Origin of the sequence: Oceanobacillus sp. AG, assembly GCF_009746545.1 — a bacterium.
GTDB classification, from domain to species: Bacteria; Bacillota; Bacilli; order Bacillales; family Amphibacillaceae; genus Oceanobacillus; species Oceanobacillus indicireducens.
Genome location: NZ_WOWT01000007.1, coordinates 24,463 through 40,098, shown reverse-complemented (window position 1 = coordinate 40,098; position 15,636 = coordinate 24,463). Strand labels below are relative to the sequence as shown.

General features: G+C 39.7%; 18 protein-coding genes. All 18 read left to right on the top strand.

Annotation, left to right across the window (positions count from 1 at the left end):
• Nucleotides 1-18: 18 nt before the first annotated feature.
• The 18 genes from fliM to GN217_RS04305 are packed head-to-tail and all read left to right on the top strand — an operon-like array spanning nucleotide 19 to nucleotide 15,516.
• Nucleotides 19-1,014, top strand: a complete 996-nt coding sequence (gene fliM / locus GN217_RS04390; RefSeq protein ID WP_156855447.1) for a flagellar motor switch protein FliM — start codon at nucleotides 19-21, stop codon at nucleotides 1,012-1,014.
• Entirely contained in the window at nucleotides 1,007-2,185 is a 1,179-nt protein-coding gene (gene fliY, locus GN217_RS04385; protein ID WP_156855446.1) for a flagellar motor switch phosphatase FliY, read from the top strand. The genes fliM and fliY overlap by 8 nt, the downstream gene beginning before the upstream one ends.
• Nucleotides 2,186-2,208: 23 nt before the next feature.
• Nucleotides 2,209-2,571 (top strand): response regulator, encoded by a 363-nt coding sequence (locus GN217_RS04380; protein WP_156855445.1) that lies wholly within the window; start codon nucleotides 2,209-2,211, stop codon nucleotides 2,569-2,571.
• Nucleotides 2,572-2,577: 6 nt separating this feature from the next.
• Nucleotides 2,578-3,225 (top strand): flagellar biosynthetic protein FliO, encoded by a 648-nt coding sequence (locus tag GN217_RS04375; RefSeq protein WP_156855444.1) that lies wholly within the window; start codon nucleotides 2,578-2,580, stop codon nucleotides 3,223-3,225.
• Nucleotides 3,218-3,883, top strand: a complete 666-nt coding sequence (gene fliP, locus GN217_RS04370) for a flagellar type III secretion system pore protein FliP (protein WP_156855443.1) — start codon at nucleotides 3,218-3,220, stop codon at nucleotides 3,881-3,883. Before GN217_RS04375 ends, fliP begins: the two co-directional genes overlap by 8 nt.
• 29 nt (nucleotides 3,884-3,912) lie before the next feature.
• Nucleotides 3,913-4,182: a flagellar biosynthesis protein FliQ gene (gene fliQ / locus GN217_RS04365; RefSeq protein WP_156855442.1), complete on the top strand. Its 270-nt coding sequence runs from the start codon at nucleotides 3,913-3,915 to the stop codon at nucleotides 4,180-4,182.
• Nucleotides 4,183-4,185: 3 nt separating this feature from the next.
• Nucleotides 4,186-4,965, top strand: coding sequence for a flagellar biosynthetic protein FliR (gene fliR / locus GN217_RS04360; RefSeq protein WP_156855441.1), 780 nt, complete (start codon nucleotides 4,186-4,188; stop codon nucleotides 4,963-4,965).
• Nucleotide 4,966: 1 nt separating this feature from the next.
• Nucleotides 4,967-6,055: a flagellar biosynthesis protein FlhB gene (flhB, locus tag GN217_RS04355; protein ID WP_156855440.1), complete on the top strand. Its 1,089-nt coding sequence runs from the start codon at nucleotides 4,967-4,969 to the stop codon at nucleotides 6,053-6,055.
• Nucleotides 6,056-6,068: 13 nt separating this feature from the next.
• Nucleotides 6,069-8,102 carry a flagellar biosynthesis protein FlhA gene (flhA, locus tag GN217_RS04350; protein ID WP_156855439.1) on the top strand — a complete coding sequence of 678 codons (2,034 nt, stop codon included), beginning with the start codon at nucleotides 6,069-6,071 and terminating at the stop codon, nucleotides 8,100-8,102.
• Nucleotides 8,099-9,223, top strand: coding sequence for a flagellar biosynthesis GTPase FlhF (gene flhF, locus GN217_RS04345; protein ID WP_156855438.1), 1,125 nt, complete (start codon nucleotides 8,099-8,101; stop codon nucleotides 9,221-9,223). The genes flhA and flhF overlap by 4 nt, the downstream gene beginning before the upstream one ends.
• A gap of 25 nt (nucleotides 9,224-9,248) precedes the next feature.
• Nucleotides 9,249-10,079: a MinD/ParA family protein gene (locus GN217_RS04340; RefSeq protein WP_232334329.1), complete on the top strand. Its 831-nt coding sequence runs from the start codon at nucleotides 9,249-9,251 to the stop codon at nucleotides 10,077-10,079.
• Nucleotides 10,079-11,134, top strand: coding sequence for a protein-glutamate methylesterase/protein-glutamine glutaminase (locus GN217_RS04335; RefSeq protein WP_156855436.1), 1,056 nt, complete (start codon nucleotides 10,079-10,081; stop codon nucleotides 11,132-11,134). The genes GN217_RS04340 and GN217_RS04335 overlap by 1 nt, the downstream gene beginning before the upstream one ends.
• A gap of 45 nt (nucleotides 11,135-11,179) precedes the next feature.
• A complete protein-coding gene (locus tag GN217_RS04330) occupies nucleotides 11,180-11,668 on the top strand; it encodes a chemotaxis protein CheW (protein ID WP_156855435.1) in 489 nt (162 codons plus the stop codon).
• The gene (locus GN217_RS04325) at nucleotides 11,658-12,293 is read left to right on the top strand and encodes a chemotaxis protein CheC (RefSeq protein ID WP_156855434.1); all 636 of its coding nucleotides are present in this window, start codon (nucleotides 11,658-11,660) and stop codon (nucleotides 12,291-12,293) included. The genes GN217_RS04330 and GN217_RS04325 overlap by 11 nt, the downstream gene beginning before the upstream one ends.
• Nucleotides 12,286-12,783, top strand: a complete 498-nt coding sequence (locus GN217_RS04320) for a chemotaxis protein CheD (protein WP_156855433.1) — start codon at nucleotides 12,286-12,288, stop codon at nucleotides 12,781-12,783. Before GN217_RS04325 ends, GN217_RS04320 begins: the two co-directional genes overlap by 8 nt.
• 45 nt (nucleotides 12,784-12,828) lie before the next feature.
• A complete protein-coding gene (locus GN217_RS04315) occupies nucleotides 12,829-13,599 on the top strand; it encodes a FliA/WhiG family RNA polymerase sigma factor (RefSeq protein WP_156855432.1) in 771 nt (256 codons plus the stop codon).
• Nucleotides 13,600-13,625: 26 nt separating this feature from the next.
• Entirely contained in the window at nucleotides 13,626-14,999 is a 1,374-nt protein-coding gene (locus GN217_RS04310) for a flagellar assembly protein A (RefSeq protein WP_198042589.1), read from the top strand.
• Nucleotides 15,000-15,057: 58 nt separating this feature from the next.
• Nucleotides 15,058-15,516 (top strand): DUF6115 domain-containing protein, encoded by a 459-nt coding sequence (locus GN217_RS04305; RefSeq protein WP_156855430.1) that lies wholly within the window; start codon nucleotides 15,058-15,060, stop codon nucleotides 15,514-15,516.
• Nucleotides 15,517-15,636: the final 120 nt, after the last annotated feature.

Here is a 15,636-nt window from a genome sequence, read left to right as displayed (position 1 = left end):
AAGGAGGTGTGGAACAAGATGGAAGAAATACTGTCTCAAAATGAGATTGATGTGTTGCTTTCGGCAATCACATCCGGAGAAATGGATGCAGAAGAATTAAAGAAGGAAGAAGAAGAGAAGAAGATTCGTGTCTATGATTTCAAACGGGCATTACGGTTTTCAAAAGACCAGATTCGCAGTATTTCCAGGATCCATGAAAACTATGCCCGCATGCTGACAACTTTTCTATCTTCGCATTTACGAACCTATGTACATATAGCAGTAACCTCGGTCGATCAGGTGCCATATGAGGAATTTGTCCGGTCCATATCCTCGCTGACCGTATTAAATCTATACAGCATGTCGCCATTAAAGGGAAATTTGCTTATTGAAGTCAATCCGAATGTCGCCTATGCGCTACTTGATCGAACCTTAGGTGGGAAAGGAACTACTGTTTCAAAAACGGATAGTTTAACAGAAATTGAAGTTATTTTACTGAAGCAAATATTTGAAAAGGCAACTTATAATCTGAAAGAAGCATGGTCAACTTTGATTGAAGTTGAACCGGTTCTTGAAGAGTTTGAAGAAAATCCACAATTCATCCAAATGGTCGCACCGAATGATACAGTTGTCGTTGTATCCATGTCGGCGGCAATTGGGGAAACGACAGGCATGATTAATCTATGTATCCCACATACTTTGCTGGAACCGATTATTCCCAAGTTATCGGCTCATTATTGGATGGATAATACCGCAGCAGAGCCGGATGAGAATGCCTACCGGAAATTAAGCAATAATTTACAAACTGCTGAAGTGGATGTTCGTGCGATTCTCGGGGAGACAACCATTTCGATCAATGAATTTTTAAAGTTGCAATCAAATGATATTATCGCGCTTAACCAGCAGATTGAAAATCCATTGTTGCTTACAGTGAACGAGGAACCAAAATTTTATGTTCAAGCGGGTAAGCAGAAGAGAAAGATAGCTGTTCAAGTACTAGAGGAAATTAAAAAGGGGGTTAACGCCCATGAATGATGGTATGTTATCTCAAGATGAAATTGATGCACTTCTCAATATAGGTACAGAGAAGGATGATAAACAAGAACCCGGCAACGATACTTACTTATCCGATATAGAGATTGATACAATCGGAGAAATTGGAAATATCTCCTTTGGAAGTTCTGCCACAACCTTATCGACATTACTCAACCAGAAGGTAGAAATAACTACTCCATCTGTAAGTATTATTGAAAATGAGGAATTGGCAAAAGAATTTACTTTCCAGCCGGTTAGTATCCAAGTTGATTATACGAAAGGCTTCACAGGAAGGAACATCCTTGTCATAAAAGCAACGGATGCAGCGATCATTGCTGATATTATGCTAGGTGGAGATGGGAAAGAGCCGGATGAAACACTTCCGGAAATATATATAAGTGCTGTCCAGGAAGCAATGAATCAAATGATGGGAACAGCGGCCACTAGCATGTCTACCGTTTTCAATAAAAAAGTGGATATATCTCCACCACAGATTATTGAAGGTTCAATCGAATCGGAAGCGAAAGAGATTTTCCAAGAAGATGTTTATGTCAAAATATTTTTCCGTCTCATTGTTGGTGACTTAATCGATTCAAACATGATGCAGCTCATTCCATTAGGTTTTGCTAAGGAATTAGTGGCTGACTTGCTGTCGGGTACTGCGGAAGAGCAATCCGCTGCCAAACAAGAATCGGCTGCAACGAGCACTGTGGAATTACCCACAAGAGATGCGTTTAAGTCTGAGGATGGACATCAAGCACAGGAACCTATCCGGAAACCGGAAGTGCAAAAGAAACAAAATCAACCAACCGAATCCCAATATCTTGGCAATGCATTCGATCAAGAGCGTGCAGCAATCGAACAAGCAACGTTCTCTGAATTCGAACCTGCACCACTTTCACAAAATGAGCAGAATAACTTAGATATGTTACTCGATATCCCTCTTAAAGTGACAGTGGAGTTAGGAAAGACGAAGAAAACGATAAGGGATATTCTCGATTTATCGCAAGGTTCTATTGTAGAATTGGATAAACTTGCGGGAGAACCAGTTGATATTTTAGTTAATGGAAAGTTGATTGCAGAAGGCGAAGTTATTGTTATTGAAGAGAACTTCGGTGTACGGGTAACCGACATAATCAGTCAATCCGACCGAATAATGAAACTTAAATAAATTTATTGTAGGAGGATTAGAAAATGGCTAATAAAATTTTAATTGTTGACGATGCAGCATTTATGCGTATGATGATAAAGGATATTTTAGCGAAGAATGGTTACGAAATTGTTGGGGAAGCCCAGGACGGGAAAGAAGCAGTAGAAAAATATAAGGAATTACAACCCGATCTTGTAACAATGGATATTACAATGCCTGAAATGGATGGAATTACTGCGCTAAAGGAAATCAAAGGTATTAATCCAGATGCTACGATCATTATGTGTTCAGCTATGGGGCAACAGGCGATGGTTATTGATGCAATTCAAGCGGGAGCTAAAGATTTTATCGTAAAACCATTCCAGGCTGATCGTGTATTAGAAGCTATCCAAAAAGCTTTGAGCTAAGCGTCTATGTCTATGAAACCTATCGTTATGTTTTCTATTATCTTTTCAGTTGTCTTATGCGGCTTGTTTGGGGATATCAGTTATATACACGCTGAGCCGGAATATGTTGATGAATGCCTGGAAAATCCGGAACGCTGTGAAGAACAAGTGACAGAAGACGAAAGTAATGAAAATACCGAATTACTGCAACAAGAAGAACCTGGTTCCTTATTCTTTCAAATTGTTCGCTTAGTGTTTGCGTTATTGCTTGTCGTAGGATTAATCTATGTTTTTCTCTATTTTTTAAAGAGAAGAAATAAAATCGGCAATCGTATTAAGAGTTTGGAAAATGTTGGAGGTATTTCAGTTGGTCAGAATAAAACGGTCCAACTAATCCGTTTAGGCAACAAACTTTATCTGATTGGCGTAGCTGAAAATATTACCTTACTGGAAGAGCTTGATGATCCGACATTAATGGAAGAGATTATGAGAGCGAAAGAAGAACAACAGAGCGAACTGGATGCTAGTAATATACTTTCTTCAATTCTGAAAAAGAATCAGAAAGAAAAAGTGGAAGAGGATCAATTTAACCGTCTGTTCAATCAAGAACTGAATCGTCTGCAAAAAACGCGAAAATCTATTATCGAAAGAAATAAGGAAGATAGAAATGAATGAATTTATTGAGATATTTTCCAGTTCGGATCCCGCAAATATATCGACTTCTGTTCGCTTGATTTTATTGCTGACGGTTTTTTCACTGGCTCCAGGGATTTTAATTCTTATGACTTCTTTTACACGTATTGTCATTGTGCTTTCATTCGTTCGCACATCCCTCGCGACACAGCAAATGCCGCCCAACCAGGTGTTGATTGGTTTAGCACTATTTTTATCGTTCTTTGTCATGGCGCCTACCTTTCAAGAGGTTTATACTGAAGCGCTTGACCCATTGTTCGCGGAGGAAATTACATTGGATGAAGCTTATGAGAATGCCAGTGTACCAATGAAAGAATTTATGTCAAAGCACACTCGGCAAAAAGATCTTGCGTTATTTTTAAATTATTCAGAGGCTGAACCGCCGGAAACCATACAAGATATTCCATTAACGACATTGATTCCGGCCTTTGCAATTAGTGAACTGAAGACTGCTTTTCAGATGGGATTTATGATTTTCATTCCATTTCTCGTTATTGATATGGCAGTTGCTAGTATTCTAATGTCCATGGGAATGATGATGCTTCCACCGGTAATGATTTCACTACCTTTTAAAATTCTTTTATTTGTGCTTGTGGACGGTTGGTATTTAGTCACCCATTCGTTACTTACAGGGTTTTAGCGTGAATTACTGGAGGAAGGTGTTCTATAATGACGAGCGAATTTGTTTTAGCACTTGCTGAGCGTGGTATCTATACAATTTTACTTGTAGCAGGTCCACTGCTCATTCTCGCCCTTGCGGTGGGATTATTAGTCAGTATTTTCCAGGCAACAACACAAATTCAAGAACAGACATTAGCCTTTATTCCGAAGATCGTTGCAGTTTTAATCGGGCTTATTTTTTTCGGCCCATGGATGTTGACAACGATGGTGGAATTTGGTGCCGATATATTTCAAAATTTAAATGTACTTGTAGGGTAAGCAATGCTTGAATTAATTGATTTAAACCGACTGCCAATATTATTACTTGTTTTTGTTCGTTTGTTGTCATTTTTTATCGTTATTCCATTATTTTCTTATCGGACGATTCCAATGCCGTTCCGCATTGGATTCAGTTTCTTTTTAGCGCTCATACTTTTCCAGACAATTGATACATCAATCTTAACGCTGGATCATACATATATTTTTCTTGTAGTGAAAGAAGCGCTTGTTGGCCTGCTTATTGGATTGATAGCTTTTATTATTGTCTCGGCATTGCAAGTTGCTGGGGGATTTGTTGATTTCCAGATGGGTTTTGCAATCGCCAATGTCGTTGACCCGCAAACAGGTGCACAAAGTCCGCTAACGGGACAATATTTTTATATGATTGCTCTCTTATTCTTACTTGCCGTGGATGGACACCATTTGATTATTGATGGAATTTTTACAAGTTACGAATTCGTGCCAATCGATGCTTATCTTCCGCTTCATGAGGAATCGATTGCGGAATTTATTATTCAGGCATTCAATTATATGTTTATTATTGCTTTTCAAATGGCTATTCCCATCGTTGGCACGCTATTTCTTGTGGATATTGCGCTTGGTATTATTGCACGTACTGTACCGCAATTGAACGTATTTGTTGTCGGATTGCCGCTGAAAATATTTGTCAGCTTTATGGCGATTTTAATTTTCTTAGCCCTTTTTATGACTGCGGTAGAGAATTTATTCGGTACGATGCTTCAAACGATGCGGCAATTATTGAGGATTTTCGGAGGTGCGTAGCATGCGGTTGACAATGGATTTACAGTTTTTTGCTGGAGAAAAAACTGAAAAAGCGACCCCCAAAAAACGTCAAGATGAACGGAGAAAGGGACGGGTTGCGAAAAGCCAAGATATTAATACGGCTATATTACTCGCGCTTTGCTTCCTGGCTCTGTTTATTTTTGGCGGTTTTATTCTTGAAACCATGCTGACGTTCTTCATTCAAGCATTTACAAACTTCATTCATTGGGATGTGACGATTGAATCAGTTGCTACGGTCTTGAATGGGGCAACACTTGAAGCCGCGAAAATGCTTGCACCGATTATGCTGATTGCCATGATTGCTGGATTTGCCTCCAACCTGATCCAAACGAGAGGTGTATTGTTTTCAATGGAACCATTAAAATTTGATTTGAAGCGAATTGATCCGATCCAAGGTGCGAAACGGATTTTTTCAATTCGTGCTTTAGTTGAACTTTTAAAATCACTTTTTAAAATCACTTTTATTGGTGCGATCACCTTCAGCGTGATTTGGATCTATAAAGATGAGGTACTCATGCTAATGTTTACAAATGCAGAGAGTGCGCTTGCATTGTTTGGAAGAGTCGCAATCATTATGGGCTTCTCTGCTACTGTCGCACTTCTTTTCTTAGCGGTACTCGATTATTTTTATCAGAGATTTGACTTTGAAAAAAATATGCGGATGTCGAAACAAGATATTAAAGATGAGTATAAGAATATGGAGGGTGATCCGCTGATCAAATCGAAAATTAAAGAGAAACAACGCATGATGGCGACGAGACGTATGATGTCGGAAGTTCCAGAAGCGGATGTTGTTATTACGAACCCAACCCATTTTGCGATTGCTCTGAAATATGATGAAGATAAAGCAAGCGCACCTTACGTGCTTGCTAAAGGTGTGGATCACACTGCGCGAAAGATCAGAGAAATTGCCGAACAACATGAAATAGCAACTGTAGAAGATAAACCTCTTGCACGATCACTCTATAGCATCGTTGAAGTTGGGGAAACAATCCCGGAAGAGTTCTATCAAGCTGTTGCGGAAATATTGGCATATGTGTATCAAATGGATAATAAAGCAAGATCTTGAGGAGAGACACTGAATGAAGGTAAGAGATTTATCTGTACTAATTGGAGTTATTTTAATTATTATGATGCTCGTCATCCCGCTTCCGGGTGGCGTTTTAAGTGTACTTATACTAGTGAATATTACGATTTCCTTGATTGTTATTCTTGTGGCGATGAACACAACGGAAGTCCTTCAGTTCTCTGTTTTTCCGACGCTTCTCCTATTAGTCACTCTATTTCGGTTAGGTTTAAACGTGTCGACAACAAGAGCAATCCTTTCAGAAGGTGATGCGGGAGGGGTTGTAGAAACATTCGGCTCTTTTGTAATTGGTGGTAATCCGCTTGTCGGGTTTGTCGTCTTTATTATTCTTGTTATTATTAACTTTTTAGTTATTACAAAAGGTTCAGAACGGGTATCTGAAGTAGCAGCAAGATTTTCTTTGGACTCGATGCCTGGTAAGCAAATGAGTGTTGATGCAGACCTGAATGCCGGACTAATTACGGAGCAAGAATCAAAAGAACGCCGGAAAAAGATAGAAAGGGAAGCAGATTTTCACGGTTCAATGGACGGTGCCAGTAAATTCGTAAAAGGCGATGCAATTGCTGGAATTATCATTGTTATTATTAATATCGTTGTTGGAATTATTATCGGGATGCTCCAGATGGGATTATCCTTAAATGAATCAGTTGAATTGTTTACTAGACTCACAGTGGGTGACGGGTTGGTCACTCAGATTCCAGCTCTCCTTATGTCAACGGCAACTGGAATTGTTGTTACCCGTGCAAGTGATGGGGAAAATTTAAGTACGGATGTGGTGAATCAAATCACTCAATATCCTAAACTCTTATATGTAGCCGCTGGAACAGTTTTCCTGCTCGGTTTAACACCAATCAACTTCTTTCTTACGACAGCACTTGCGAGTCTATTATTTTTCACCGGTTACATAATAGATAGAAAACCGGCTATCCCGGATGAACCGGATGAGGAAGAAGTGGATGAGGCGGAAAGTGCCAAGCTGCATACACCGGAAAATGTTGTGAATTTAATTAACCTTGATCCGATTGAATTCGAATTCGGTTATGCACTGATTCCGCTTGCCGATGCGAATCAAGGTGGAGATTTGCTAGAAAGAGTGATTATGATTCGTAGACAGCTGGCAATTGAACTTGGGATGGTTATCCCTGTTGTGCGAATTAGAGATAATATTCAACTGAATCCAAATGAATATCGGCTGAAGATCAAAGGAAATGAAGTGGCAAAAGGCGAGCTGATGCTGGACCATTATTTAGCGATGGCACCTGATATGGATGACGATGGAATTGAAGGAATTGATACGTTGGAACCGGCCTTTGGTCTCCCTGCGAAATGGATTACGGAGGAACATAAGGATGAAGCTGAGCTTTCCGGTTATACCGTTGTAGACCCGCCATCTGTCGTCTCAACCCATATTACAGAAGTGATCAAACAGCATGCCCATATCTTGCTAGGTAGAGAGGAAACGAAACAGCTTATCGATCACCTGAAAGAGACGAACCCGATTTTAGTCGAAGAGGTTAATCCTGAGCCGCTTGCAATCGGGGATGTTCAAAAGGTATTGGCAAAACTACTTCGGGAAAATGTCTCCATTCGTAATCTGCCGGTCATATTTGAAACATTGGCCGACTTTTCCAAGATGACGAACGATACGGATTTACTCGCGGAATATGTTAGACAATCCTTGTCGGCACAACTGACGGAACAGTATGCGAAGCCCGACCGTACTCTTACCGTCATTACGGTATCCGGTAAAGTGGAGAAGTTGCTCGCAGAAAGTATTCAGCATACAGAGCATGGGAATTATTTATCTCTTGAACCTGATAAACAACAAGAAATAATTACAACGATTCATCAGGAAGTGGAGAAGCTGACACTTCAGGAAGATACAGCAATTGTTTTGTGCTCGCCTGCAATCCGGATGTATCTAAAACAATTGCTTGACCGGTTCTTGCCGCAAGTTGTTGTATTGTCTTATAACGAATTGGAACCGGATATCCAGGTGCAAAGTGTAGGGGTGGTGAATATTGCGTGAAGATAAAAAAATATATAGCAGACACAATGCCTGAAGCGATGAATGAAATAAGAAAAGACTTCGGTCGAGAAGCGGTTATTCTTCAATCAAAAGAAATTAAACAAAAAGGCTTCCTCGGTCTGTTTCAAAAGAAGAGGATTGAGGTCATTGCCGCACATGATCCTGATCCCATCAAGCGTGACTCAAAGCCGCTGGAAGATAAAGAGATTAAAATGGAACAAACGAGTAAACCCCAATCTGATCTGCAAACAATAGAACCGGTACTTAAAGAAATTAGGAATCTAAAGAATTTAATCGAACTGGAAGCAGCAAAAGATGAGACGAAGCTTCCTGCATTATATCAACTTGCGCTTCAGCAACTTCTCGATCAGGAAGTAGAAAAGACGCTTGCTGAAGCAATTATTGAAAAAACAATTAGCTTCTTAGCGGATGAGGGAACTGAAGTGACGGAAACGAGTATTGCGAATGCACTGAAACAAGTCATTCGTAATGAATTGAATGAACTGTCCTTTCAAGGTATCACAGGTGAACAACAAATTGTTCAATTTGTCGGTCCGACTGGGGTTGGTAAAACAACAACAATTGCTAAGATTGCGGCCAGGCTTTTACTTCAAGAAAAAAAGAAGGTTGCTTTCATAACAACCGATACGTATCGTATTGCCGCGGTGGAACAATTAAAAACGTATGCCCGCATTTTAAATGTTCCTTTGGAAGTTGCTTACCAAGTTGATGATTATAGGCAAGCGATTGAAACGTTTACGGATTATGATGTGATTCTTGTCGATACAGCTGGAAGGAATTTTCGTGAAAAAGCTTATATCAATCAACTTAAAGAGATGTTGGAAGATGTACCATCTATTGCAACCTATCTCGTATTGGCGCTCACCACTAAACCAAAAGACGTACAGGACTTGTTTGAACAGTTCCAGGACATTCCGCTTACAGAAATGATCTTCACGAAAATGGATGAAACAACACAGTATGGCAGTATCCTTTCTATCGCCTTAAATAACCGCATCGGCATTGCCTACTTAACCAATGGACAAGATGTTCCCGATGACCTAGTGAAACCAACTCCAATTTTAATTAGTGATCTGATTGTGGGGCAAGAAGATGACTGACCAGGCGAAGAACCTAAGGATAAAAATGGAGCAATCTCAACCGAAACATGAAGCGAAGACAGTTGCTTTCATTAGTGGTAAAGGGGGAGTCGGGAAGTCTAACATTGGTTTAAATTTCTCCCTAGAGCTGGTCCGGCGAAATAAAAAAGTAGTTCTATTTGATCTTGATGTCGGTATGGGGAATATAAATATTCTACTCGGCCTTCAGCCTAAAAATACAATTGTTGACATGTTCACGGAACGGTTATCAATCACTGAAATAATCGAGCAAGGTCCGCAAGGTTTATCTTATATTGCAGGTGGCACAGGGCTCAGCGAATTTTTAGAGATGAAACAGACGGAAAAGAACTATTTCTATAAGCAGTTTGAACAGTTAACAGAGATGTATGATTATATAATTTTCGATATGGGTGCGGGTATCACGGAAACAAGTCTATTTTTCATTTTAGCTGCCGACGAATGTATTGTAGTTACAACAGGAGAGCCAACTGCAATAACGGATGCCTATAGTATGATTAAACAGATTACAATTAATGGAGGAAGCATGCCACTACACTTAATTTTAAATCGAGCCAGGTCGCATGGAGAGATGACTTCTTTAAAGCAGCTGCAACAAGTTATTAAACAGTTTCTTCAAATTGATGTGCACCCGTTAGGTATCATTCCTGAAGATAAGCATGTAGTGCAAGCAGTTATGCAGCAAGTGCCTTTTTTAATATTAAATGAGAAAGCACCGGCTGCCCGATCAGTCAAACAAATTACGGAAAGCTATCTGAATAAGGAGAAGGCCGTTCCAGTAACGGATGGACGAGCTTTCCTTCAAAAATTAAAAAATCTGCTAAGAGGTAAATTTTAATGGAAAGAGTTCGTGTACTTGTTGTTGACGATTCAGCTTTTATGCGAAAGATGATTACAGACATATTAAACAGCGATGATCGTATTAAAGTAATCGACACAGCTAGAAACGGTAAAGATGGAATTGAAAAAATTAGAAGACTTAAGCCGGATGTCGTCACGATGGATATTACGATGCCAGTTCTTGATGGAATTTCAGCACTAAAGAAAATAATGATGACGATGCCAGTACCAGTCATTATGTTATCGAGCAAATCAGATTATGGCACAGAGCATACGATAAATGCGATAGATAATGGTGCTATTGATTTTATTATGAAGCCTTCGGGGGAAATTTCCTTGAATATCGAAACGATTCAAGAAGAAATTATTTCTAAAGTAATTGCAGCAAAAGACGTAGGGATTCCACCAGTGCGCTCGGTTAAAGAAAATTCCAGTCCGACATCTTTATGTTCTTATTTACCACCGACAAGAAAAGCACGAGATTATTCATTGATTGCTATTGGAACATCTACAGGTGGGCCAAAAGCTCTACAACGAATCATTTCGGATTTACCTGGAGACTTTCAAACACCGATACTTATCGTACAACATATGCCTCCACATTTTACAAAGTCACTGGCAGAACGATTAAATAAGCTAACAAGTCTTCAGGTGAAAGAGGCGGCAGATGGTGATGTCATAAAGCCGCGATTCGTATATATCGCACCAGGCGATTTCCATATGGTAGTAGAGGAAATTGGGACGGAATATGGGCTAAAATTAACAAAGGACCCGCCAGTGAATAACCATCGTCCCTCCGTAGATGCCCTGTTCTATTCTCTAGCCAATCACGAGAACTTGAATAAAACAGCAGTTGTCTTAACGGGGATGGGAAGTGATGGTGCAAGCGGCATCCGACAGATTAAACAAGTGGACAAGCAAGCATTTATTATCTCTGAATCAGAGGAAAGTTCCGTTATTTATGGTATGCCGAAAGCTGCTTATGAAACAGGATTAGTTGATCAAGTGTTACCTTTGCATCAAGTAGGACATTTTCTCGGCAAAATAACATAGATTCTAAAATATTTGTGATAGAACTAGAGCAGGAGATGAAAAAACATGGAACATTCTACAGGGAATTATCTAAAAGTCATTGTTTTTCAGTTACAAGATGAAGAATATGCTTTACCAGTTGAATATGTCAGTGCAATTGAAAGAATCCAGCCAATCACACGTGTTCCCCGTGCAGAAGAATTTGTCAAAGGTGTTATTAATTTACGGGGTGTTATTATTCCAATTATTGATTTACGGTTACGCTTCGGAATGGCCGAAACGGAACTGACAGAAGAGAATCGCATCATTATTGTGAAAAAGAATGGATTTGAAGTCGGTTTAATTGTTGATACAGCAAGTGATGTAATCGATCTTGCATTAGATGAAATGGAACCAAATCCAGAGGTTGTCGGTTCGGAAGCAGCTGATTATATTGACGGAGTGAGCAAAATTGAGGATCGATTGCTTATTCTGCTTAACCTAAAGAAGATTCTCATTTCTAACCAGTATACGCATGCGGTGACAGAAGAAGGACAGAAACCTTATGAAATATAGGGATCTATCTACTTTCCAACTCGATGTACTACGGGAAGTAGGAAATATTGGAGCGGGAAATGCTGTCACCGCGTTATCCCAATTATTAAACCGCAAGATTGAAATGGCCATCCCATCGGTTAATGTTGTTTCTTTTGATGAAATGATGGAATTGATCGGCGGTCCGGAGAAAAAAGTTGTCGCTATTTTATTTCGTATCTATGGTGATGCACCAAGTAATGTGTTTTTTGTTTTATCCGTCGAAGAAGCCGAGTTGCTCATCCGCACGATGACAAATAATCCGACTTATAAACTTAAAGAGGATCTAGGTAAGGAATCGATAGAATTTTCAGCTCTTGAAGAAGTAGGGAATATTGTTACTGGTTCTTATATTTCGGCGTTATCCGATTTTACGCATTTATATCTGCAACCTTCTGTTCCCCATCTAGGGATTGATATGGCTGCAGCAGTTTTGACATATGGCTTAATCGACATTTCTCAAGCTTCGGACTATGCAATCGTTATTGATTCTAAAGTAAATAGTCAAGGGACAAGCAACATGTTAAAGGGGAACTTTTTCTTGCTGCCGAATCCTGACTCGTTGCAAATAATATTTAAAGCGTTAGGACTAGAAGAAAATGAATAAAATTGGAACAGTCATCAGAGTAGGCATTGCCGATTTGAATACGGTACGGGCGCCTGATACGATACGAACATTGGGGCTTGGTTCTTGTGTAGGAATTGTCATTTATGATGAGAAGAAACAAGTTGCTGGACTAGCTCATATTTTATTGCCAGATTCGACCGCGACGAGACAGAAACCGATTAACGCATATAAATATGCGGATACTGCTATACCCTATTTAGTAGAAAAGTTGCTGCAAATGGGAGCCAAGCACTCGGCGCTTCAAGCTAAAATAGCTGGTGGCGCGGAAATGTTCAAATTCGGTACGGGTTCTGATTTATTACGGATAGGTCGCCGAAATGTTGAAGCAACGCTCGGCGAATTAGAAAAGTTAAAGATTCCAGTCATTGCTAAAGATGTCGGTGGGAATATCGGAAGAACGATTGAGTTTAATCCTTCAACTAGTGAATTAAACATTAGAAAAGTGAATCGTGAGGAAATCGTTATTTAGGGATGGATCTCGGGCAGGAATTTTAGGAGGAAGGAGTGGAGTACCATGAATTCGGGAATGTCATCAGAAGAACAACAACTTTGGAAGCAGTGGAATGCAAATCAGCATCACGAGGTATTAAATGAAATCATTGCATATTATATGTATCTGGTGGACTATCATTCAGAACGGATTGCCAGTCACTTGCCGAACAATGTGAGTAAAGATGATATTAGAAGTTTTGGTCTCCTCGGCCTGTATGATGCAGTTACGAAATTCGAATCTAACCGAAAACTTAAATTTGATACCTATGCCTCCTTTCGAATAAAAGGAGCAATCATGGATGGACTTCGTAAGGAAGATTGGCTGCCCCGCTCACTAAGAGAGAAGACGAAAAAGATAGAACGCACAGCCGAACAGTTGGAACAGCAATTACAACGTAAACCTACTTCCGGAGAAATTGGAAAGCAGTTGGATATGTCCTCTGATGAAGTGGAATCCGTTATAAAAGATTCTTTGTTTGCTAATGTGCTTTCGATTGAAGAAAAGCCGACAACGACCCAGGAATTTAATGAAGGAATCGGCTATATGATTCCTGATGAAAATACCGCAACACCGGAAGAAGAGATTTACCAGGAAGAATTAAAACTGGAATTAATCGAAGGAATTAAGAGTTTGAATGAAAGGGAACAGCTAGTCATCGATCTCTTTTATCATCAAGAGCTTACCTTTACAGAAATTGGGCAAACATTGAACTTGACGACTTCAAGAATTTCACAGATTCATAAAAAAGCAATATTCAAATTGAAAAATATATTAACGAAGATCATCGAATGACTTGGTATTATATGGGGGTAATCAATTTGGACAGAATAAAAAAATATTTTCGTGTACGGTTTAAAGATAACGATATGTTAGCAGAAGTTCATTGTACCGATGCGTTTTATGAATTAAAGGAAAAATTGCAAGTTGATATGTCTTCATGGAGGGAATTTCTGACTGCAAACAAAGTTGTGTACGGCATCCAGTTTCAAGCACTTGCCCAGTTAGCAGGAGACCCTACCTTTATTGATTACCCAATTGTTATTGCAAGAGGCTTAAAACCAGAGAAGGGGAAAGATGGCAAATTCTCCTTTCTAGTCGATCTCAACAAGAAAATGAAAAAGGATAAAGACTGGAACTTCCGGGGAATAATGACGATTCCTTCTGTAAATAGGGGTGAAAAACTTGCCAAGCTCGTCCATCCCGGGGTAGGGACGGATGGTAAAAATGTAATGGGACACGTAGTTAAGGCTCCTCAAGGCAAAGCCAAATCCATTCGGCCTGGAAAGAACGTTCTATTCAATAAGGCTGATAACTGTTATTATGCTACAGAGGATGGGCAGTTAAGTTATACGGGAAGGAAAATTGAAGTTTTCCCTGAGTATTATGTGAATGACACATTGTCAATGAAAACTGGAAACCTTGATTTTACTGGGACGATTATTATCCACGGAGACGTGCCGACAGGATTTACTGTAAAGGCTGACGGCGATGTCAAGATTTTCGGGATGGTAGAAGCTGCAACTATCATTGCTGGAGGTTCAATTTACATATCAGAAGGAATTGCAGGACAGGACAAGGGACGTTTGGAAGCACAGGAGAATATCCAGCTAGGTTATATTAACCAGGCAAAGATTTTCGCAGGTAACGATTTATATGTGGAAAATTCCATCCTTCATAGTGAATGTGTTGTCCGCGGACATGTATTTTCTCAAAAAGGGAATATTATTGGCGGCTCGTTATCTGCCGGAAAAACAATTGAAGCGAAAGATATTGGAACGAAGCTTCATACGAAAACAGAAATTATTTTAGGAGTAAATAAACTAGTAGCAGATAAAGAGCAAGCATTAAAGCAAAAGAAAATAGAGCTAGAAGAAATGCATGGAAAGTTGAAAATGCTTGGGGATAAGCTTGCCACTCAGAGTGATAGCGACCCCAACGTCCGCATTTCAAAATTGCGTCAGAAACATTCCATGGAAAAGGTCACAAGCGAGCTTAATGAAATTACTGACGAGCTTGCAGAGCTGAATGCAGCGATGGGGGATATCAGGGATACGCAACTCATTGTAAGAAACTTTATTTATCAGAATGTTACGGTTACGTTTGGAAAATATAAACGAGTGATGACTACAAATTATCATTACGTACAGTTCAATCTTTTCAATAATGAAATTGCAGTGCAGCAGTTGTTTTAATGGAAGGATAATTTTTAATCCCAATATGGCAATTATAAGTGGGTAGAGGAGAACGGTCATGGTTTCATTTTTACTGATTATTAGTTTTCTATTACATTTAATCACGCTTGTAGCAATCTTCCAGTTGTTAAAGAAAGGACAGCAATTGGAAAACACGGCAAATTCCGCTGAATTAACAGCAGCACTAGAACGTTCTCTCGAGGAAATCAAAGCGGAAAATGACCGGTTACAAGCTTTAATGACGAATCATAAAGCATCTTCAGTTGAACAAAAGAATCAAAAAGAGGAAAGTCAGCAACCTGCAGAGCAAGTACCTGCTCATCAACCGGAATCGGAAGAAGCAGATGCGGATGTTGATCGTCTGCTCGGTGATGCACCGGGATATGAACTAGAAGCCTCTCTCGAATCCCGTGTTATGCAGCTCCATGCAAAAGGACTTACGATCGAGGAAATTGCGAAGGAGCTTGATTGCGGGAAAACAGAAGCAGAGTTGATCATTCGGTTATATGACGAATAAAAACTTGCTTCCTTTACCTAGTTATGGTATATTAATCTCTGGTGTAAAACACTTGTCGAAACAAGACAAGTCATAACACACGTCTCGGGATTTGCTTATAAGGTGCCAGATTGCCAATGG